The sequence below is a fragment of the Streptomyces sp. NPDC030814 genome, from assembly GCF_055572155.1.
Map to the genome: position 1 here is coordinate 737,748 of NZ_JBVIDX010000001.1, position 19,487 is coordinate 757,234.

The 19,487-nt window shown below is 71.7% G+C and carries 17 protein-coding genes; 15 read left to right on the plus strand and 2 right to left on the minus strand.

What is annotated here, in order from left to right; all coding sequences use genetic code 11:
* Nucleotides 1-86: 86 nt before the first annotated feature.
* The 4 genes from ACZ43N_RS03060 to ACZ43N_RS03075 all read left to right on the plus strand — a co-directional run bounded on the left by ACZ43N_RS03060 (nucleotide 87) and on the right by ACZ43N_RS03075 (nucleotide 5,252).
* Nucleotides 87-929 carry a nitrilase-related carbon-nitrogen hydrolase gene (locus ACZ43N_RS03060; RefSeq protein WP_468094584.1) on the plus strand — a complete coding sequence of 281 codons (843 nt, stop codon included), beginning with the start codon at nucleotides 87-89 and terminating at the stop codon, nucleotides 927-929.
* Nucleotides 930-1,106: 177 nt separating this feature from the next.
* Nucleotides 1,107-2,510, plus strand: a complete 1,404-nt coding sequence (gene hydA / locus ACZ43N_RS03065) for a dihydropyrimidinase (RefSeq protein WP_468094585.1) — start codon at nucleotides 1,107-1,109, stop codon at nucleotides 2,508-2,510.
* An 11-nt stretch (nucleotides 2,511-2,521) separates the two neighbouring features.
* Nucleotides 2,522-3,541 carry a TIGR03842 family LLM class F420-dependent oxidoreductase gene (locus ACZ43N_RS03070; protein WP_468094586.1) on the plus strand — a complete coding sequence of 340 codons (1,020 nt, stop codon included), beginning with the start codon at nucleotides 2,522-2,524 and terminating at the stop codon, nucleotides 3,539-3,541.
* A gap of 157 nt (nucleotides 3,542-3,698) precedes the next feature.
* Nucleotides 3,699-5,252: an NCS1 family nucleobase:cation symporter-1 gene (locus tag ACZ43N_RS03075; RefSeq protein ID WP_468094587.1), complete on the plus strand. Its 1,554-nt coding sequence runs from the start codon at nucleotides 3,699-3,701 to the stop codon at nucleotides 5,250-5,252.
* A 48-nt stretch (nucleotides 5,253-5,300) separates the two neighbouring features.
* Here ACZ43N_RS03075 and ACZ43N_RS03080 read toward each other — a convergent pair whose 3' ends face one another.
* Nucleotides 5,301-5,972, minus strand: coding sequence for a hypothetical protein (locus tag ACZ43N_RS03080; RefSeq protein ID WP_468094588.1), 672 nt, complete (start codon nucleotides 5,970-5,972; stop codon nucleotides 5,301-5,303).
* Nucleotides 5,973-6,159: 187 nt separating this feature from the next.
* Between ACZ43N_RS03080 and ACZ43N_RS03085 the strand changes: the two genes are divergently transcribed.
* From ACZ43N_RS03085 to ACZ43N_RS03100, 4 genes are all read left to right on the plus strand, one after another.
* A complete protein-coding gene (locus ACZ43N_RS03085) occupies nucleotides 6,160-6,852 on the plus strand; it encodes a DUF4232 domain-containing protein (RefSeq protein WP_468094589.1) in 693 nt (230 codons plus the stop codon).
* A gap of 205 nt (nucleotides 6,853-7,057) precedes the next feature.
* On the plus strand, nucleotides 7,058-7,885 hold the full coding sequence (locus ACZ43N_RS03090) for a class I SAM-dependent methyltransferase (RefSeq protein ID WP_468094590.1): 828 nt from the start codon (nucleotides 7,058-7,060) through the stop codon (nucleotides 7,883-7,885).
* 99 nt (nucleotides 7,886-7,984) lie between these two features.
* Nucleotides 7,985-9,811: a gamma-glutamyltransferase family protein gene (locus ACZ43N_RS03095; protein WP_468094591.1), complete on the plus strand. Its 1,827-nt coding sequence runs from the start codon at nucleotides 7,985-7,987 to the stop codon at nucleotides 9,809-9,811.
* A gap of 113 nt (nucleotides 9,812-9,924) precedes the next feature.
* On the plus strand, nucleotides 9,925-10,770 hold the full coding sequence (locus ACZ43N_RS03100) for an inositol monophosphatase family protein (protein ID WP_468094592.1): 846 nt from the start codon (nucleotides 9,925-9,927) through the stop codon (nucleotides 10,768-10,770).
* On the opposite strand, the gene ACZ43N_RS03105 is transcribed toward ACZ43N_RS03100, so the two are convergent.
* Complete coding sequence (locus tag ACZ43N_RS03105; RefSeq protein WP_468094593.1) at nucleotides 10,706-11,308, minus strand: hypothetical protein; 603 nt, start codon at nucleotides 11,306-11,308, stop codon at nucleotides 10,706-10,708. The genes ACZ43N_RS03100 and ACZ43N_RS03105 overlap by 65 nt on opposite strands.
* A gap of 131 nt (nucleotides 11,309-11,439) precedes the next feature.
* Here ACZ43N_RS03105 and ACZ43N_RS03110 point away from each other — a divergent pair, with 131 nt between their 5' ends.
* The 7 genes from ACZ43N_RS03110 to ACZ43N_RS03140 all read left to right on the plus strand — a co-directional run bounded on the left by ACZ43N_RS03110 (nucleotide 11,440) and on the right by ACZ43N_RS03140 (nucleotide 19,477).
* Nucleotides 11,440-12,852 (plus strand): phytoene desaturase family protein, encoded by a 1,413-nt coding sequence (locus ACZ43N_RS03110; RefSeq protein ID WP_468094691.1) that lies wholly within the window; start codon nucleotides 11,440-11,442, stop codon nucleotides 12,850-12,852.
* 113 nt (nucleotides 12,853-12,965) lie between these two features.
* A complete protein-coding gene (locus ACZ43N_RS03115) occupies nucleotides 12,966-14,021 on the plus strand; it encodes an SCO3242 family prenyltransferase (RefSeq protein ID WP_468094594.1) in 1,056 nt (351 codons plus the stop codon).
* Nucleotides 14,022-14,141: 120 nt separating this feature from the next.
* Entirely contained in the window at nucleotides 14,142-14,990 is an 849-nt protein-coding gene (locus ACZ43N_RS03120) for a sugar phosphate isomerase/epimerase family protein (RefSeq protein ID WP_468094595.1), read from the plus strand.
* 87 nt (nucleotides 14,991-15,077) lie between these two features.
* The gene (locus tag ACZ43N_RS03125; protein ID WP_468094596.1) at nucleotides 15,078-15,857 is read left to right on the plus strand and encodes an EboA domain-containing protein; all 780 of its coding nucleotides are present in this window, start codon (nucleotides 15,078-15,080) and stop codon (nucleotides 15,855-15,857) included.
* Between the two features lie 62 nt (nucleotides 15,858-15,919).
* Nucleotides 15,920-16,774, plus strand: coding sequence for a TatD family hydrolase (locus ACZ43N_RS03130; protein ID WP_468094597.1), 855 nt, complete (start codon nucleotides 15,920-15,922; stop codon nucleotides 16,772-16,774).
* A gap of 10 nt (nucleotides 16,775-16,784) precedes the next feature.
* Entirely contained in the window at nucleotides 16,785-17,948 is a 1,164-nt protein-coding gene (eboE, locus tag ACZ43N_RS03135; protein WP_468094598.1) for a metabolite traffic protein EboE, read from the plus strand.
* An 11-nt stretch (nucleotides 17,949-17,959) separates the two neighbouring features.
* Nucleotides 17,960-19,477 carry an alkaline phosphatase family protein gene (locus ACZ43N_RS03140; RefSeq protein WP_468094599.1) on the plus strand — a complete coding sequence of 506 codons (1,518 nt, stop codon included), beginning with the start codon at nucleotides 17,960-17,962 and terminating at the stop codon, nucleotides 19,475-19,477.
* The last annotated feature ends 10 nt before the right edge of the window (nucleotides 19,478-19,487 follow it).

Below are 19,487 nucleotides of genomic sequence, written 5' to 3' on the forward strand. Positions count from 1 at the left end.
AGCGGCTCCAGACGTGACACCGTGCCACTCAAACCCGATCTCCGGGCTTCCTAGTCTCGCTTCACACCGAGCGACCGGAGGTCCCGATGAGCAGAGTCATCCGCGCAGCCATCTTCCAGACGGCCTGGACCGGCGACAAGGAATCGATGATCCAGGTCCACGAGCAGGCGGCCCGCGATGCGGCGGCACAGGGCGCACAGGTCATGTGCTTCCAGGAGCTGTTCTACGGTCCCTACTTCTGCCAGGTCCAGGACAAGGCGTTCTACGAGTACGCCGAAGCGATCCCCGACGGTCCGATCGTCAGGCGCTTCCAGGCGCTCGCCAAGGAACTGAACCTCGTCCTGGTGCTGCCGATGTACGAGGAGGAGCAGCCAGGTGTCCTCTACAACACGGCCGCCGTGATCGACGCGGACGGCAAGTACCTCGGCAAGTACCGCAAGCACCACATCCCGCAGGTGCCCGGCTTCTGGGAGAAGTTCTACTTCCGCCCCGGCAACGTCGGCTGGCCCGTCTTCGACACGGCGGTCGGGAAGATCGGCGTCTACATCTGTTACGACCGGCACTTCCCGGAGGGCTGGCGGGCGTTGGGCCTCGGGGGAGCAGAAATCGTCTTCAACCCGTCGGCCACCTCGCGCGGCCTGTCCCGCTACCTGTGGCAGTTGGAACAGCCGGCGTCGGCCGTCGCCAACGAGTACTTCATCGGCGCGATCAACCGGGTGGGTGTCGAGGACCTCGGCGACAACGACTTCTACGGCACGTCCTACTTCGTCGACCCGGAGGCCCAGTTCGTCGGCGAGGTGGCGAGCGACAAGGAGACGGAACTGGTCGTCCGCGACCTCGACCTCGCCAAGCTGCGCGAGGTCCGCGACCGCTGGCAGTTCTTCCGCGACCGCCGCCCCGACGCGTACGGGCCGCTGACGGCGCCCTGACCCGCATGCCCCGCGCCCCTCATGGGCCCCAGAGGCCCACAAGGGGCGCGGGGCAGTGCCTGATACGCGGCTTCCGCCGCGATGGGGGCCCCTCCCGCTCGAGCGGAGTCGAGAGTGGGGGAGCGACCAGCCCGAGACAACCGGCACTTTCCCGACAACCGAACGGAGCGTGACCGAATGAGCGGCCGAACTCTGATCCGCGGCGGTCTCGTCATCACCGCGTCAGACGAACTGCACGCCGACGTCCTGATCGAAGACGGCCGAGTCGCCGCTCTGGCGGCAAGCGGTACGGCCACCGCGCAGGCCTGGACCGCCGACCGTACTCTCGACGCCACCGGCAAGTACGTCATCCCGGGCGGCGTGGACGCCCACACCCACATGGAGCTGCCCTTCGGCGGCACGTTCGCCTCGGACACCTTCGAGACCGGCACCCGGGCCGCCGCCTGGGGCGGCACTACGACGATCGTCGACTTCGCGGTGCAGAGCGTGGGCCACACCCTCCGCGAGGGGCTCGACGCCTGGCACGCGAAGGCGGAGGGCAACTGCGCCATCGACTACGCCTTCCACATGATCGTCTCCGATGTGAACCAGGACACGCTCAAGGAGATGGACCTGCTGGTGGAGGAGGGCGTCACCTCCTTCAAGCAGTTCATGGCCTACCCGGGCGTCTTCTACAGCGACGACGGCCAGATCCTGCGCGCCATGCAGCGTTCCGCCGACAACGGCGGGCTGATCATGATGCACGCGGAGAACGGCATCGCGATCGACGTGCTGGTCGAGCAGGCGCTGGCGCGCGGCGAGACCGACCCCCGCTACCACGGCGAGGTCCGCAAGGCCCTCCTGGAGGCGGAGGCCACCCATCGGGCCATCAAGCTCGCCCAGGTCGCCGGCGCCCCCCTGTACGTCGTGCACGTCTCGGCGATGGAGGCGGTCGCCGAGCTGGCCAAGGCACGCGACGAAGGGCTCAACGTCTTCGGCGAGACCTGCCCGCAGTATCTGTTCCTGTCCACGGACAACCTCGCCGAGCCGGACTTCGAGGGCGCCAAGTACGTGTGCTCCACCCCGCTCAGGCCCCGGGAGCACCAGGCCAAGCTGTGGCAGGGCCTGCGCACCAACGACCTCCAGGTGGTCTCCACCGACCACTGCCCCTTCTGCTTCGTCGGCCAGAAGGAACTCGGCCGCGGCGACTTCTCCAAGATCCCCAACGGTCTGCCGGGCGTCGAGAACCGGATGGACCTGCTGCACCAGGCCGTCGTCGACGGGCACATCTCGCGCCGCCGCTGGATCGAGATCGCCTGCGCGACCCCGGCCCGCATGTTCGGCATGTACCCCAAGAAAGGCACGATCGCGCCTGGAGCCGATGCCGACATCGTCATCTACGACCCGCACGCCGAGCAGGTCATGTCCGCCGGGACCCACCACATGAACGTCGACTACTCGGCGTACGAGGGCAAGCGCACCACCGGCCGGGTCGAGACGGTCCTCTCACGCGGCGAACCGGTCATCACCGAGCGGGAGTACACCGGACACGCCGGGCACGGCGTCTACACCCCCCGCTCCACCTGTCAGTACCTCACCTAGGAGCGGAGCAGATGGACTTCGGACTCGTCCTGCAGACCGACCCGCCGGCCTCGCGCGTCATCGAGCTGATGAAACGCGCCGAGGACAACGGCTTCACCTACGGCTGGACCTTCGACTCCGCCGTGCTGTGGCAGGAGCCGTTCGTCATCTACAGCCAGATCTTGTCCCGCACCACGAGACTGAAGGTCGGCCCGATGGTCACCAACCCGGGCACCCGCACCTGGGAGGTGACCGCCTCGACCTTCGCCACGCTGAACGACATGTTCGGCAACCGCACCGTCTGCGGCATCGGCCGCGGCGACTCCGCGATGCGTGTCGCCGGCCGCACCCCGAACACCCTGGCCCGCATCAGCGCGGCCATGAAGGTCATCCGCGCCCTCGGCTCGGGCCAGGAGGCCGACCTCGGCGGCACGGTGATCCGCTTCCCATGGATCAAGGAGGACGCCGAACTCCCGGTCTGGATGGCTGCTTACGGCCCCAAGGCCCTGAAGATGACGGGGGAGGAGGCCGACGGCTTCATCCTCCAGCTCTCCGACCTCTACCTCACCGAGTACATGGTCAAGGCGGTCAAGGACGCGGCCGTCGCCGTCGGACGCGACCCGTCCGAGGTGAAGATCTGCGTGGCCGCCCCCGCGTACATCACCGAGGACGACTCGCCGGAGGCGCTCGCCCACGCCCGTGAGCAGTGCCGCTGGTTCGGCGGGATGGTCGGCAACCACGTCGCCGACCTCGTCTCCAAGTACGGCGAGCACTCCGCGGCCGTACCGGAGGAACTCACGGACTACATCAAGGCCCGAGAGGGCTACGACTACTCCCACCACGGGCGCGCCGACAACCCCGACACCGCGTTCGTCCCGGACGAGATCGTCGACCGGTTCTGTGTCATCGGCACTCCCGAGATGCACATCGCGAAGCTCAACGCCCTGCGTGAACTCGGCGTCGACCAGTTCGCCGTGTACGACATGCACGACGCGCAGGAGCGGGTGATCGACGTGTACGGCTCCACGGTCATCCCCGCGATCACCGGCTGACCTGGGGGTTCCAACCCAGGTCGGCTCCTGCGACAATCCGGAACGCTTCGTTCCGCCACGACCCCCCACACCTTGACTCCCTCCCCGCTCCCCCGGGGAGGGGCCCAAGGCCCGCACGGCCTCTCTCTCCCGTCCCGCCTCCTTGATTGGCCTGCCCATGACCGAAACAGTCCCCACGGGGTTGTCCACAGCCCAGTCCGCCGACGCGTCCGGCCGGATCGAGCTGGCCCCCGAGGCATTCCCCGCCGACAGCCCCTTCGCCAACGAGGACCTGCGTCCCGTACCCGTCTCCGAACGCAAGTGGACGACGTACAACTTCGCGGCGCTGTGGATCTCCATGGCCCACTGCATCCCCAGCTGGACCCTGGCTTCCGGCCTGGTCGCCCTCGGCATGGACTGGAAGCAGGCCGTCTTCACCATCGCCCTGGCCAACGTCATCGTGCTGCTGCCGATGCTGGCCACCGGGCACGCCGGACCCAAGTACGGCATCCCCTTCCCGGTGCTGGCCCGTGCCTCCTTCGGTCTGCGCGGCGCGAACATACCGGCCATGATCCGCGCGGCCGTGGCCTGCGGCTGGTTCGGCATCCAGACCTGGATCGGCGGCAGCGGCGTCTTCGCCCTCGGCTCCAAGCTCACCGGCGGTCAGTGGGAGACCGCGGGGAAGATCGCGGGCAACCCCTGGCCGCTGTGGCTGTGCTTCATCCTCTTCTGGGCACTCCAGATCGCGATCATCTACCGGGGCATGGACTTCCTGCGGCACTTCGAGAACTGGGCCGCGCCCTTCGTGATCGTCGGTGCCTTCGTGCTGCTCATCTGGATCGCGGTCAAGGCGGACGGCTTCGGCGCGCTGCTGGACCAGCCGTCCAAGCTGGGCTGGGGCGCGGACTTCTGGCCGGTCTTCTTCCCCTCCCTCATGGGCATGATCGGCTTCTGGGCCACGCTCTCGCTGAACATCCCCGACTTCACCCGCTTCGGCGCCAGCCAGAAGGCGCAGACCTGGGGCCAGTCCCTCGGTCTGCCGACGACCATGACCCTCTTCGCGATCCTGGCCGTCCTCGTCACCTCCGGCTCCGAGGCCGTCTACGGCGAGGCGATCTGGGACCCGGTCACGCTCGCCGCCAAGGCCGACAGCACCTTCGGTCTGCTCTTCGCCCTGATCACCGTGCTGATCGCGACGATCTCCGTGAACATCGCGGCGAACGTGGTCTCACCGGCGTACGACCTCGCGAACCTCGCGCCGAAGCTCATCAACTTCCGTACGGGCGCCCTGATCACCGGCGTCCTCGGCGTCCTGATCTTCCCGTGGAAGCTCATCTCCACGCCCGAGTTCTACATCTTCACGTGGCTCGGCGTGGTCGGCGGACTGCTCGGCACGGTCGCGGGCATCCTCATCGCCGACTACTGGATCATCCGCCGTACCGTCCTGCACCTCCCGGACCTGTACACACCGGGCGGCCGCTACTGGTACTCCGCCGGCTGGAACTGGCGGGCCGTCGCCGCGTTCCTGGTGGGCGGCGTCCTCGCGGTCGGCGGCTCGTACTCGACGGTGTCACCGGAGGGGGTCTCCTCCGGTCCGTTCCCGGAGGACGGGCTCATCCCGTTCCTCAAGCCGCTCGCCGACTACGGCTGGGCGGTGGGCCTGGCCGCGTCGGTGCTGGTGTACGTGGCGCTGATGGCGGGGGAGAGGGCGAAGGCGAGGGTGAGCGTCTGAGACGGCGTCCCTGACCGTGGCGGCGGTGGTCGCGCCGGAGGCGTACCCCTACTGGGTGGCCTCCAGCGCGGCCACCGCCTCCTTCGCCGCCTTGATGGCGCCCTTGTTGATCTCGTCGGTGCCGGGCGCCTTCTGCGACTCGAAGTCGCTGCCGTTGTACGTGACGACCACCAGGGCGTTGGCCACGCGCGCGTACACCACGCCCTCGCGTGTCTGCTGCTTGTCCTCGGTGGTGAGGTTCACGACGGAGTAGGCCGCGTCACCGAGACCGGGCACCGCGCCGCCGCCGCTCTTCTGCGACATCCGTTCCTTGTAGGTGGTTTCGGCCTTGGCGTCCGTTTGGTGGATCTCGTACGAGATGTCGAGCCAGCGGTAGTCGTAGCCCTTCAGGGCGTTCCAGGAGCAGGTGCGGCGTACGGACTCGTTGGTCGACGCTATCTCCTTGCCGGCCGTCTTTGCGCCCGGAACAAGGGATTTGACCGTTTTCGCCGTGACGGCGCCGCAGGGGGCCGGTGCTTTCGCGTACGTCTTGGTGGCCGCGGACGTGGCCGGCGCGGACTCGGAGGTGGAGATGGGCCCGGACGCGGTGTTCGGCGCGGACTCCTTCCCCGCCGGGCTCGTGTCCGACGAACCGGACGACAACGCCCAGCCCGCCGTGGCGAGTACGGCGACCGGAAGCAGACGCACGGTGAGGGCTAGCGGCAGAGGAAGATCACGCACAGCGCACTTCTCGGGGTCGAGGCGGCGGTACCGCCGGTCGGTGGGGTACGTCAGTGTCACACGACTGCCTGTGGGGCGAAAGTGCGACCTCGCTCCGTGTGTACGTGGTGACCACCCCCCACCGTTCAGCGAGGGGCGACTTGGCGGAGTCACGGCTTCCGCCCGGCGCGCGTGTCAGGATCGGGTCATGATCCCGACAACCGGCCGCACAGCCTCCCGTGGCTCCCTGCTCGCCGCCCTGCTCCTGGCTGTCGGCGGCTGCGGACTCTCGGAGGAGATCGACCGCGAGGCGAACCCCGACCGGGCCGTGCCCTCGACGGCGGCCTCGTCCGCGGGAACCGAACGCCCCGGTGGCGTGCACGCCGATGAACTGCCCGAGGGAGTGCCGTCGGACCTGGAGGTGTGGCCCACCGAGGCGCCGTCGGCCGACCTCGCTGACGCCTGCCCCTCCTCGGGGGTGCGGATGCTCCCGGGTCTCGTGGAAGCGGCGATGGGATTGCGCGCGATGACGGTGACGCTCACCAACTGCGGCACGAGGCCGTACACCGTGAACGGCTATCCCTCGGTCCAGGTGCTCGACGAGGACCGCGAACCCGTCGACGTCCGTGTCCTGCGCGGACCGGAGGAGATCACCACGGGCGTGCCCGACCCGGGCCCGCACAAGGTGACGCTGAAGCCAGGTGAGTCCGCCACCACCTCGCTGGTCTGGCGCAACACCGTCACCGAGGCGGACGTACCCGCCGTCAACGCCCCCCATCTGCGCGTCGCCACGGCCGAGGGCAGGCCCGCGCAGGTACTCACCCCCGACGGCGGCATCGACCTCGGCACCACCGGACGCCTCGGCACCAGGGCCTGGGCAAAGGCCCCGCAGGGCTCTTAGGGGTCCTTGCACTATGCCCGCCCGGGTCGCGTGGTCTGGTGCCGCACCTCGCCGCGTTGCCCAAAGGTCCCAGTAGCTCCGCTACGAGGACCTTCCGGCGCCTTGCGATGCACGACACCGGACCACGCGACCTGATCGGACGCTCATAGTGAAAGGACCCCTTAACCAGTTGCACCGCCTCGACTGCGCTCAGCACCCTTGGCGCATGACCCGGTTACCGTCCGGAGCACCCGGAACCCCTTCCCTGCGCGAGGAGATCCTCGCCTACTACGAGCGGGGAGGCGAGAACACCCGCCTCACCGAAGGCGCCGGACGGCTGGAGTTCTGGCGCACCCAGGAGATCCTCCGACGGTTCCTGCCCGACGCCCCCGCGCGCGTCCTCGACGTCGGCGGCGGCACGGGCGTCCACGCGGCATGGCTCGCGGGAGACGGCCACGAGGTCGAGGTCGTCGACCCCGTACCGATGCACGTCGAACGGTCGGGGCTGCTGCCCGGCGTCACCGCCAGGCTCGGGGACGCCCGCGCGCTGCCCGCCGAGGACACCGCGTACGACGTCGTACTGCTCCTCGGACCGCTCTACCACCTGCCCGAACGCCCGGAGCGGGTGCGGGCGCTCGCGGAGGCCCGTCGCGCCGTCCGGCCCGGTGGTGTGGTGGTCGCGGCCACGATCAACCGGTATGCGGGGCTCAACGACACGCTCCGGCAGGGGAACTACTTCCTCCCGGAGCGTCGTACACGTGTCGACGCGGTCTCCGCCGACGGCATGCACCGGCGCTCACGCGAGGACCCGCACTTCACCACCGCCTACTTCGCCGACCCCGCCGAGGTGCCGGGCGAGTTCGACGCGGCCGGACTGCTCTGCGAGGGCCAGTACGGTGTGGAGGGCGTCGCCTGGCTGATGGGGGACGTGGAGGAGTGGCTGGACGACCCCGAGCGCAGGGAGGCCGTGCTGGCGGCGACCCGGCGCATCGAGTCCGAGCCGTCGCTGCTGGGCACGAGCGGGCACGTGCTGACGGTGGGGCGGCGAGCGTGAGGCGGGTGGTGAACGGCCGCGTGTCACCGCGCCCCTGAGGGCGACTCGGAGCGCTGCGTACGATCGGCGGACGATCGTCGTGCTGTGAGGAGTCCGCCCGTGTTCACCACTCGACCGACGCTCCAGGGGACCTTCGGGATGGTGTCCTCCACGCACTGGCTCGCCTCGCAGTCCGCGATGGCCGTCCTGGAGGACGGCGGCAACGCCCATGACGCGGCCATCGCCGCCGGTTTCGTCCTGCACGTCGTCGAGCCGCACCTCAACGGGCCGGCCGGGGAGGTCCCCATCGTCCTCGCGACGGCGGACGGCGAGGTCCAGGTCCTGTGCGGGCAGGGCGTGGCGCCCGCCGGGGCGACGATCGGGCACTACCGGGGACTCGGTCTCGACCTCGTACCCGGTACCGGCCCCCTGGCGGCCGCCGTGCCGGGCGCGTTCGACGCGTGGATGCTCCTGCTGCGCGACCACGGCACCAAGGACCTCGCCGACGTCCTGAAGTACGCCATCGGATACGCGGAGGACGGACACCCGCCCGTGGAGAACGTCGGGGCGACCGTCGAGTCGGTGCGCGACCTCTTCGAGAAGGAGTGGGTCTCGTCGGCGGAGGTCTATCTGCCCGGCGGGAGGGCGCCCCGCCCCGGCGAGCTGTTCCGCAATCCCGCCCTGGCCGCGACCTGGCGGCGGCTGCTCGCCGAGGTCGAGGGGGCGGGGGACCGCGTGGCCAGGATCGAGGCGGCGCGGGAGGTGTGGCGCTCCGGCTTCATCGCCGAGGCCCTGGTACGGCAGGCCGGGCGGCCCACCCTGGACACCAGCGGCGAACGCCGCTCCGGCACCCTCACCATGGCCGACCTGGCCGCCTGGTCCGCTTCCTACGAGTCCCCGGCGACCTACGACTGGAACGGCTGGACCCTGTGCAAGGCGCGCCCCTGGAGCCAGGGCCCGGTGCTCCTCCAGCAACTCGCCCTGCTGCCGCCCGACCTGCCCGCGTACGGGTCGGCCGACTACACGCATCTGCTGATCGAGGGCTGCAAGCTCGCCATGGCGGACCGTGAGGCCTGGTACGGGGACGCGGCGCCGGTGCCGCTGACCGAGCTGCTGTCCGACGCGTACAACGCCGAGCGGCGGGCGCTCATCGGCGACCGGGCCTCGTACGAGCTGCGGCCCGGCAGCCCCGGAGGGCGCACCCCGCGACTGAGCCCCCACGCGCGCGTGGTGGCCACCGACGCGCCTGGCTTCAACCCCATGGGCGTCGGTGAACCCACGGTCGCCAAGAGCCCCCGGTCGCCGGTGCCCGGGGAGCCGGAGGCCGGGGCGGACGGGAGCGTGCGGGGCGACACCTGTCATCTGGACGTCGTCGACCGCTGGGGCAACATGGTGGCTGCCACGCCCAGCGGGGGCTGGCTGCAGTCCAACCCCGTCGTGCCCGAGCTGGGTTTCCCGCTCGGCACCCGGCTGCAGATGGCCTGGCTGGACGAGGGGCTGCCGAACTCGCTCACCCCCGGACGCCGGCCCCGCACCACGCTCACCCCCACGCTGGCGCTGCGCGACGGGGTGCCCGTGATGGCGTTCGGGACACCCGGCGGCGACCAGCAGGACCAGTGGCAGCTGCACTTCTTCCTGGGCGTCGCCCTGCGCCCGGCGGTCCGGGGCGGGCTCGACCTCCAGGGTGCGATCGACGCCCCGAACTGGCACAACGACGGCTTCCCCGGCTCCTTCTTCCCGCGCGGTATGCGCCCCGGCAGTGTCACCGTCGAGTCCCGCATGCCCGCGGAGGTCGTCACGGAACTGCGCCGGCGCGGCCATGACGTCACCGTCGGCGAACCCTGGTCCGAGGGCCGCCTCTGCGTGGTCGCGCGCGACCCCGGGACCGGCGTGCTGTCGGCGGCGGCGAACCCACGGGGCATGCAGGGGTACGCGGTCGGGCGCTGAGCGAGGGTCTCGGCAGTCCTCCCCGGCCGCACCCGACCCGCTGTTCACGGTGATTCCATGCGGAGTGCACCGGCCGGGTGGGGATTGTCAGCGGTGCGTGCTGTGATGGAGGCATGATCGAAGACAACGAAACCATCGACGAGTTTCTCGCCCGGAACGCCTCCGACGTCGAGGAAGCGATCCGCAAGGCGGCCGCCGCGGAGATCATGCCGCGCTGGCGGCAGCTCGCCGAGCACGAGGTCGACCAGAAGAACGGCCCGCACGACCTGGTGACCGACGCCGACCGCAAGGCCGAGCTGTGTCTGACGGAGGCGCTCCCCGCGCTGCTGCCCGGCTCGGTCGTGGTCGGCGAGGAGGCGGTCCACGCCAACCCGGCGTCGTACGAGGCGATCCGCGGCGACGCGCCGGTCTGGATCGTCGACCCGGTGGACGGCACCCGGCAGTTCGTGCGCGGCGAGCCCGGCTTCTGCACGCTCGTCGCCCTCGCCCTGGACGGGGTCGTGCGCGCCTCCTGGACGTACGCGCCCGCGCTCGACCGGCTCGCCGTGGCGATACGGGGCAAGGGCGCCACGCTGGACGGCGAGCCGCTTCGGGCCGGCTCGCCGGAGCCCGGCCGTGACCTCGACGTGGCCACCTCCCACCCGGACTACACCACGCAGGAGCAGAAGGCGGCGCTGCTCGGCCTGTGGACCGAGGGCGTCGCCCCGCGCGCGTGCGGGTCGGCGGGGCTGGAGTATCTCGCCATCGCCCGGGGCCGGTCGGACGCCGTCGCGTTCTCCTGGGAGGCCGCCTGGGACCACGCGGCGGGCCTCCTCCTCGTCGAGGAGTCCGGCGGCGCCCACCTGACCCTCGCGGACGAGCCCTTCCGGATAACCGGCGGCAACACCCTGCCGTTCACCGCGGCCCGGGACGCGGCCACGGCTCGCCGGGTGCGGGAGTTGCTGTCGGCCGGAGTCTGAGCTGGCAGCTGCCGTTGCCCATCCGGATGTCGATCACCTCGAACACGGCGGGCGTGCCGTCCGGTGGCCACTGACACCCGGCCCGCAGAAGGATCAGGGCGTCGACGAAGCCAGGCACGGGCAGACCGAGGTCCACGAACACCCCGGTGAGGCCAGGGCCCCACGGGGAGACGGTGAAGGTGCCGGGCAGACGCCCGCCGACGGGGACGGGGCCGGAGTCGTGCCGTACATCGCACTGGCGATGGCTGCGGGCACGGCCCCACGCCAGGTCGAACTCCAGCTCGGTGACCGGCACCGCGTCCGCCGGTTCTGCTACCGGCCCCGGCCGGGGTGCGCCGTACACGACCTCGTACAGCTGGACGCCGAGCGCACCGCCGACCTGCCCGACCTCCGCCCGTTCGGCCGGGTCGGCGGCGACAAGGGCTGCCGGCTCCCCGCCCTGGAACGAGATCTGCCGCAGTACCCGGCCGTCGTCCCCCACCTCGAACCAGTGCCGAAGATCCTGCTCGGGGTCGGTGAAACGGAACCGGCGCGTCATCCGGCGCAGCCTACCCATGCCCGGGGCCGTCGTGGTCGGGCATATCCTGAGCGCAGGTTCGCCGCCGGGCGGAAGCCCGTCCGCGGCGCTCGATGGCCATCGGCTGACGAAGGGGTCCGAACGTGCCGGCGATGCTCGACGCGGTGGTGGTGGGGGCGGGGCCGAACGGCCTGACGGCTGCCGTGGAGCTGGCCCGCCGCGGATTCTCCGTGGCGGTGTTCGAAGCCAAGGACACGGTCGGCGGAGGCGCCCGCACCGCCGAGCTGACCCTGCCCGGCTTCCGGCACGACCCCTGCTCGGCGGCTCACCCCCTGGGCGTCAACTCACCCGCGTTCAACGCGATGCCGCTCGCGCGCTACGGCCTGGAGTGGCTGCACGCCGAGCTGCCGATGGCGCACCCGTTCCTCGACGGCTCGGCGGCGGTGCTGTCGCGCTCGGTGGGGGAGACGGCCGCCTCGTTCGGGCCGCGGGACGCGGGCGCCTACCGCAGACTGGTCGAGCCTTTCCTGCCCAAGTGGGACACACTGGTGCGGGACTTCATGTCGCTGCCGCTGTCGGCGCTGCCCCGTGACCCGGTCACCCTCGCCCGCTTCGGTCTCGCCGGGCTGCCACCCTCCACCTGGCTGATGCGCCGCTTCAAGGACGAGAAGGCCAACGCGCTGTTCTCCGGGCTGGTCGCTCATGTCATCGCCCCGCTCGGCGGGCTCGCCACCGGCGCCGTGGGTCTGGTGTTCGCGCTGGCCGCGCACGCCGCCGGCTGGCCGGTCGCCCGCGGCGGCTCCCAGGCCATCTCCGAGGCGCTCACCGCCTATCTCAAGGACCTCGGCGGCACCGTCCACACCGACTACGAGGTCAAGCGGCTCGACGACCTGCCGCCCGCGCGCGCCTATGTCTTCGACACCTCGCCCACCGCCCTGGCCCGGATCGCGGGCTTCGGGAGCGCCTACGCGTCGTACCGGTACGGCGCCGGCGTCTTCAAGATCGACTACGCGCTGGACGGCCCCGTGCCCTGGACCGCCGAGGAAGCGCGCGCCGCGGGCACGGTCCAGGTCGGGGCGAGCAGGGCGGAGATCAGCACCGCGCTGGACGCCGCCGCCCGGCACGGCCACGCCCCCGACCGGCCGTTCCTGATCACCGTGCAGCCCAGCCTTGTCGACCCGACCCGCGCCCCCGAGGGCAAGCACGTCTTCTGGGCGTACGGCCACGTCCCGAACGGCTGGACCGGGGACTTGACGGACGCCGTCGAGCGCCAACTGGAGCGCTTCGCACCGGGGTTCCGTGACCGGATCCTCGCCCGTGCCACCGCCGGCCCGCCCGAACTCGCCGCGCACAACGCCAACTACGTCGGCGGTGACATCGCCTGCGGCGCCGCCTCCGGCCTCCAGTTGCTGCTCCGCCCCAAAGTGACGCTCCACCCGTACCGGACCCCCCACCCGGCCGTGTTCATCTGCTCGTCGGCCACTCCACCCGGCCCCGGAGTGCACGGCATGTCGGGGCACAACGCGGCCAAGGCGGTGTGGCGGAGGCTGCGCCAGGAACTCTGACGACCACGAGCACACAAATGAGTTCATCGGTAGGCAACATCAAGTCACGAAACCGAAAGGTTCTTTGGATTTTCTCCGCATGAATGCTCAAGCGGCAGGGGTAGGTTGCCGCCATGAAGGATCGGAGAGGGGATTTCCGTTCCGGCCCGCGGCCTGCCGTGCGCCTCGCGGATCTCGCTCAACTCGTACGGGCACCGGCCGCGTTCAGCGTCCCGGGTGACGTCCTCGCGGGCGCCGCTGCCGCCGGACGTCCGGTGAGCGCGGCGACGCTGGGCATCATGGGATCGTCCGTCTGCCTCTACTGGGCCGGCATGGCCCTCAACGACTACGCCGACGCCACGATCGACGCCGTCGAACGCCCCGAGCGGCCCGTCCCCTCGGGTCGCGTCCCCCGCGCTACCGCCCTCGGCGTCGCCGGTGCGCTCACCGCCGCGGGCCTCGGACTCGCCGCCGCCTCGGGCGGCCGCCGCAGCTTCCTGGGAGCGCTTGCGCTGACCGGCGCGATCTGGGCGTACGACCTGAAGCTCAAGTCCACCCCGGCGGGAGCGGCCGCCATGGCCTCGGCCCGGGCCCTGGACGTCCTCGGGGGCGCGCTGGCGGCCGGGCGCCCCGGCGCAACCGGCGAGGCACTGCTGCGTGGTGCCGTCCCGGCGGCGCTCGTCGGGGCCCATACGTACACCCTGTCCGCCCTCAGCCGCCACGAGATCTCCGGCGCCCCCGCCCGGGTGCCCGCCTCGACCCTCGCCGCCGCCACGACCACGGCCCTCGCCACGGCGCTCCCCGCCGTCCGTACGGCGATCGCCTCCGCTCGGGCAGGCTCGGCGAGCACCGCCGCGGCACCGTCCACGGCAGGCGCGCCCGCGACCACCGCCCGGCGGTTCGCACAGCGCCTCGGCACCACGCCCGCCGCACGGTCGGCCGTCACCCGGGCCGCCGTGGTCGGCGCCGGAGCCCTCGCCTACCTCGGCAGCTACGGCACGGCCCAGATCCGCGCCGTACGGGAGCCGTCGGGCGAGAACGTCCGGCGGGCCGTCGGGGCCGGAATCCTCGGGCTCATGCCCCTCCAGACAGCGCTGACCGCGCGCAGCGGAGCCACGGTCGCCGCGGCGGCCCTCGGCGTCGCCCACCCCTTGGCCCGGCGGCTCGCCCGCCGCGTCTCCCCCACCTGATCCAGCACTTGATCCCCAGCTTCCAGACCTGATCCCCACCTGATCCCCACCTGATCCCCAGCTTCCAGCACCTGATCCCCACCTGAGCCAGCACGAGCCTCCGCAGGAGCAGACGCCGGTATGACCGCGCCCCCCACCCCCCTCAGATTCGGTTACGGCACCAACGGCTTCACCAACCACCGGCTCGACGACGTCCTCACGATCCTCGCCGACCTCGGCTACGACGGAGTCGCCCTCACCCTCGACCACGGACACCTCGACCCGTACGCCACCGACCTGCACCGGCGTGTCGCCGAGATCGCCTGCGACCTCGACCGGCACGACCTCGACGTCACCCTCGAGACGGGCGCGCCCTATCTCCTCGACCCCTGGGGCAAGCACCAACCGACCCTGATGTCGGACACGCCCGAGCAGCGGATCGACCTGCTGCGGCGGGCCGTCCGCATCGCCGCCGACCTCGGCTCACCCACCGTGCACCTGTGCAGCGGGCCCGCGCCGGGCGACGGACTGCCGGGGCAGGACGCCTGGAAGCGGCTCACGGCGGGCGTCGAGTCCGTCCTGGAGACCGCCGAGGAGTACGGCGTCTCGCTGGCCTTCGAGCCGGAGCCGTACATGTTCGTCGACACCGTCGAGCGGTGCCTCGAACTGGCCGAACTCGTGGGCGGGCACGAGCTGTTCGGGATCACCCTCGATGTGGGCCACGCCTACTGCGTGGAGGAGCGGACGGTCCTGGAGTGTGTGCGGCTCGCCGCGCCGCGACTGCTCAACGTGCAGATCGAGGACATGCGGCGAGGCGTCCACCAGCACCTCGAATTCGGCGCCGGTGAGATCGACTTCCCGCCGGTGCTCACCGCCCTGCGGGACCTCGGCCACCGCGGACTGGTCTCCGTGGAGATCCAGGGCGGCTCCCTCGACGCCCCCGACGTCGCCCGCCGCTCCATCGAGTTCCTGCGCGCGGCGGCGGCCTGACCCGCTCCGTCACCTCCTTTCCCCTTCCTTCGCCCCCGCTTCCCTCCACCCCCCACCGGAGGCTCTTCCGCCATGGCGTCCCTCGGCATGCCCGCACCTCTGCTCCCCGACCCCCGAAGCGCTCTCTCCCGCCACCCACTCGAACCGGCCGCCCGCTCCTGGCTCGCCGACGCGGAAACCCGCGTCGCCGCCCGCCCCGCCGCCGTCCGGACCCTGTTCCCCGCCGCCCGCAGACACTGCGGACGCGCCCGACTGGACGCCCACTGGACCGCCGACGAGGCGGCCCGTGCCGTCCTGCTCATGGCCCTGCCCCTGACCGGCGCCTCTCTCGCCGCCGAACTGGCGGGCCTCTTCCGCCACGGCGACCCGGCCGAACAACGGGCCGTCCTGCGGGCCCTGCCCCTGCTCGACGCACCCACCGCGCAGGTGCCCCGGCCCGAGCCCCAGGCCGAGCCAGCCACCGGGGCCGGCAGCGAGCCCCTCGCCGACCTGGCCCTCCCCCTCGTCCGCGAGGCCCTGCGCGGCAACGACAGCAGTGTCATCGAGGCCGCCCTCGGGCCGTACGGCGCCGCCCGCCTCCCGGACACCGAGTACCGGCAGGCCGTGCTCAAGTGCGTCTTCCAGGAGATCCCGCTCGACCGGGTCGCCGGACTCGACTCCCGCGCCGACGCCGAACTCGCCCGGATGCTGGCCGACTTCGCCCACGAGCGGGTCGCGGCCGGCCGGGACGTCCCCCACGACATCTGGCCCGTCGTCCGGGCCCACCCCGCCCGTGGTGCCCTCACCGAGAAGCTCACCGCCGAGACACGGGCCACCGCGCCCGAGCGCCGCGAGGCCGCCGAACGCGCGCTGAAGGCACTCCGGTAGACCCGCAGGCCCCCCACCGAACCCGTCCTGCACACCGAAGAATCCGAGGAGAAGACCAGACCGTGCGTATCCTCGACCCTCACATCCACATGACCTCCCGCACCACCGACGACTACGAGGCGATGTACGCGGCCGGGGTCCGCGCGGTCGTCGAACCGGCCTTCTGGCTCGGCCAGCCCCGTACCTCGCCCGAGAGCTTCTACGACTACTTCGACGCGCTGCTGGGCTGGGAGCCGTACCGGGCGGCCCAGTTCGGCATCCAGCACTTCTGCACCATCGCGCTCAACCCGAAGGAGGCCAACGACCCGCGCTGCCGTCCCGTCCTCGACGAACTGCCCCGTTACCTCGTCAAGGACAGGGTGGTCGCGGTCGGCGAGATCGGGTACGACTCCATGACACCGGAGGAGGACGAGGCGCTCGCCCTTCAGCTGCAGCTCGCCGTGGAGCACGGGCTGCCCGCGCTCGTGCACACCCCGCACCGCGACAAGGCCACCGGCACCCGCCGCACCCTGGACGTCGTACGGGAGTCCGGCATCGCCCCCGAACTCGTGCTCCTCGACCACCTCAACGAGCTGACCGTCGGGATGGTCCTCGACAGCGGCTGCTGGGCCGGGTTCTCGATCTACCCGAGGACCAAGATGAGCGAGGACCGCATGGTCGGCGTCCTCCAGGAGCACGGCACCGACCGTATCCTCGTCAACTCGGCCGCAGACTGGGGGCGTTCGGACCCGCTCAAGACACGGAAGACGGCGGATGCGATGCTCGCCGCCGGCTTCGACGACGACACCGTGGACCAGGTGCTCTGGCGCAACCCCGTCGACTTCTACGGCCAGAGCGGCCGACTGGACCTCGACGAGCCCAAGCCGGACCAGGAGTCGAGCTTCCAGGGCAACTCCATCCGCCGCGGCGGAGAGTGAGCGACGGGCCATGCGATTCCGGCACCCGGACGGCACCGCCGTCCACCTCGGCTACTGCAGCAACGTCCACCAGGCGGAGGACCTCGACGGCGTCATCGGTCAACTCACCGCCTACGCCGAGCCCGTACGCGAACGCCTCGGCGTCGACCGGCTGGGCATCGGGCTCTGGCTCGCCCGTGACGTGGTGACCCGGCTCGTCGACGACGAGGACGAGGTGAAGCGCCTCAAGGCCGAGCTCTCCGCCCGCGGCCTGGAGACCGTCACCCTCAACGCCTTCCCCTATGCCGGCTTCCACCGCGAGGTGGTCAAGAAGGACGTCTACCTGCCCGACTGGGCCGACGAGGCGCGGCTGCGCCACACCCTCGACTGCGCCCGCGTACTCGCCGCGCTTCTCCCCGCCGACGCCGCACGGGGGAGTGTCTCCACCCTGCCGCTGGCCTGGCGCACGCCCTGGCCCCCCGACCGTGCCGAGACCGCCCGACGCGCCCTGGACCGCCTCGCCGCCGGGCTCGCCGCGATCGAGTCGGACACCGGCCGCCGCGTCCGCGTCGGCTTCGAACCGGAGCCCGGCTGTGTCCTGGAGACCACCGCCCAGGCCGTACGGGAACTGCGCGGCCTCGACCCCGAACGACTCGGCGTCTGCCTCGACGCCTGCCACCTCGCCGTGCAGTTCGAGGAGCCCGGGGCGGCCCTCGCCCGCCTCGCGGACGCCGGGCTGCCGGTGGTCAAACTTCAGGCGTCCTGTGCCGTCGAGGCCGCCGACCCCGCCCATCCTGCGGCCCGAGCGGCCCTGCGCCGCCTCGCGGAGCCACGGTTCCTCCACCAGACCCGTACGGCGTCCGCGCCCGAGGCGCAGGTCCAGGCCGTCGACGATCTGCCGGATGCCCTCGACGGCGGCCTGCCCACCGGCACCGGGCCCTGGCGCGTCCACTTCCACGCCCCGCTGCACGCCGACCCGGAGCCGCCGCTGAGCACCACCGCCGACCAGCTGACCGCCGTCCTGGCGGGACTGCTGGGCGGGCCCTCGGTCCACTGCGACCACATCGAGGTCGAGACCTACACCTGGTCCGTCCTCCCCGAGCCGCCCGCCGATCTGGCCGGGGGCATCGCCGCCGAACTCGCCTGGGCCCGCGACCGGATCACCGGACTCGGCCTCAAGGAGGACCACCAGTGAGCATCCCGCCCATGAGTACTCCGCCGGTGAGCACCCCACCGGTGGGCGCCCCGCCCGTGACCCGGCTCGTCGTCCTCGACATCGTCGGCCTCACCCCCAAGCTGCTGAGGCACATGCCCGCCGTCGCCGCCCTCGGCGAGCGCGGCTTCCGGGCCCGCCTCGACCCCGTACTGCCCGCCGTGACCTGCACGGTCCAGTCCACCTTCCTCACCGGCGAAACCCCGGCCGGACACGGCGCGGTGGGCAACGGCTGGTACTTCCGCGACCTCGGCGAGGTCCTGCTGTGGCGGCAGCACAACGCGCTCGTGGGCGGCGAGAAGATCTGGGACACCGCGCGCAGGACCGCCCCCGACTACAAGGTCGCCAACATCTGCTGGTGGTACGCGATGGGCGCGGACGTCGACCTCACCGTCACCCCGCGCCCCGTCTACTACTCCGACGGCCGCAAGGAACCCGACTGCTACACCTGGCCGCCGTCCCTGCACGACGAACTCACCGACCGCCTCGGCCCGTTCCCGCTGTTCACCTACTGGGGCCCCAACGCCGGAATGCCCTCCACCCGGTGGATCCTCGGCGCCGCCCGCCAGGTCTTCGACGAACACCGGCCCGACCTCACCCTCGTCTACGTCCCCCAGCTCGACTACGAGCCCCAGCGGTCCGGCCCCGACTCGCCGGAGACGATCGAGAGCGCCCGCCGGCTCGACGCGGCGCTGCGCCCGCTGATCGACCACTTCCTGCGCGAGGGCGCCACGGTCGTCGCGCTCAGCGAGTACGGCATCACCCCCGTCTCCCGCCCCGTCGACATCAACCGCGCCCTGCGCCGCGCCGGGCTGCTCGACGTCCACACTCAGGACGGCATGGAGTACCTCGACCCGTGGACCTCACGGGCCTTCGCCGTCGCCGACCACCAGACCGCCCACGTCTACGTCCGCGACCCGGCCGACACCGCCGACGTCGCGGCGCTCCTCGCCGGACTCGACGGCGTGGACCAGGTGCTGGACGCCGAGGGCAAGAAGGCCCACGGCCTGGACCACGAGCGCTCCGGCGAACTGGTCGCGGTCGCCGACCCCGACGCCTGGTTCACCTACTACTACTGGCTCGACGACGCACTCGCCCCGGACTTCGCCCGCCAGGTCGAGATCCACCGCAAGCCCGGCTACGACCCCGCCGAGCTGCTGTACGACGAGACGGTCCCGGCGGTGAAGCTGCGCGCGATCGGCCAGGTGGCCCGCAAGAAGCTCGGGTTCCGCTACCGCATCAGCACCGTCCCGCTGGACCCCTCCGGCGTCAGCGGCAGCCACGGCCGGCTGCCCGCCCACCCGGACGACGGCCCCGTACTGCTGTGTTCCGCACCGGGCCAGGCTCGCGAGACGTACGCCGCGACCGAGGTCAAACGGCTGCTGCTGACCCTCGCGGGCCTCACCGCCACCGACGGGCCCGCCCACCCCGCCCCGTATCCCACCGACGCCCCGCATCCCACCGGCGATCCCCGCACCGCCGACGCCCCCCAGACTTCCGACGCGAACTAGGAACGGCACA

What these genes read in the sequence shown, in the direction of transcription:
- ACZ43N_RS03070 (WP_468094586.1), top strand. Translation starts at nt 2,522, where the DNA reads ATGGACTTCGGACTCGTCCTGCAGACCGACCCGCCGGCCTCGCGCGTC.
- ACZ43N_RS03060 (WP_468094584.1), top strand. Translation starts at nt 87, where the DNA reads ATGAGCAGAGTCATCCGCGCAGCCATCTTCCAGACGGCCTGGACCGGC.
- eboE (WP_468094598.1), top strand. Translation starts at nt 16,785, where the DNA reads ATGCGATTCCGGCACCCGGACGGCACCGCCGTCCACCTCGGCTACTGC.
- ACZ43N_RS03085 (WP_468094589.1), top strand. Translation starts at nt 6,160, where the DNA reads ATGATCCCGACAACCGGCCGCACAGCCTCCCGTGGCTCCCTGCTCGCC.
- ACZ43N_RS03125 (WP_468094596.1), top strand. Translation starts at nt 15,078, where the DNA reads ATGCCCGCACCTCTGCTCCCCGACCCCCGAAGCGCTCTCTCCCGCCAC.
- ACZ43N_RS03090 (WP_468094590.1), top strand. Translation starts at nt 7,058, where the DNA reads ATGACCCGGTTACCGTCCGGAGCACCCGGAACCCCTTCCCTGCGCGAG.
- ACZ43N_RS03140 (WP_468094599.1), top strand. Translation starts at nt 17,960, where the DNA reads ATGAGTACTCCGCCGGTGAGCACCCCACCGGTGGGCGCCCCGCCCGTG.
- ACZ43N_RS03075 (WP_468094587.1), top strand. Translation starts at nt 3,699, where the DNA reads ATGACCGAAACAGTCCCCACGGGGTTGTCCACAGCCCAGTCCGCCGAC.
- ACZ43N_RS03115 (WP_468094594.1), top strand. Translation starts at nt 12,966, where the DNA reads ATGAAGGATCGGAGAGGGGATTTCCGTTCCGGCCCGCGGCCTGCCGTG.
- ACZ43N_RS03120 (WP_468094595.1), top strand. Translation starts at nt 14,142, where the DNA reads ATGACCGCGCCCCCCACCCCCCTCAGATTCGGTTACGGCACCAACGGC.
- ACZ43N_RS03105 (WP_468094593.1), bottom strand. Translation starts at nt 11,308, where the DNA reads ATGACGCGCCGGTTCCGTTTCACCGACCCCGAGCAGGATCTTCGGCAC.
- ACZ43N_RS03100 (WP_468094592.1), top strand. Translation starts at nt 9,925, where the DNA reads ATGATCGAAGACAACGAAACCATCGACGAGTTTCTCGCCCGGAACGCC.
- hydA (WP_468094585.1), top strand. Translation starts at nt 1,107, where the DNA reads ATGAGCGGCCGAACTCTGATCCGCGGCGGTCTCGTCATCACCGCGTCA.
- ACZ43N_RS03110 (WP_468094691.1), top strand. Translation starts at nt 11,440, where the DNA reads ATGCTCGACGCGGTGGTGGTGGGGGCGGGGCCGAACGGCCTGACGGCT.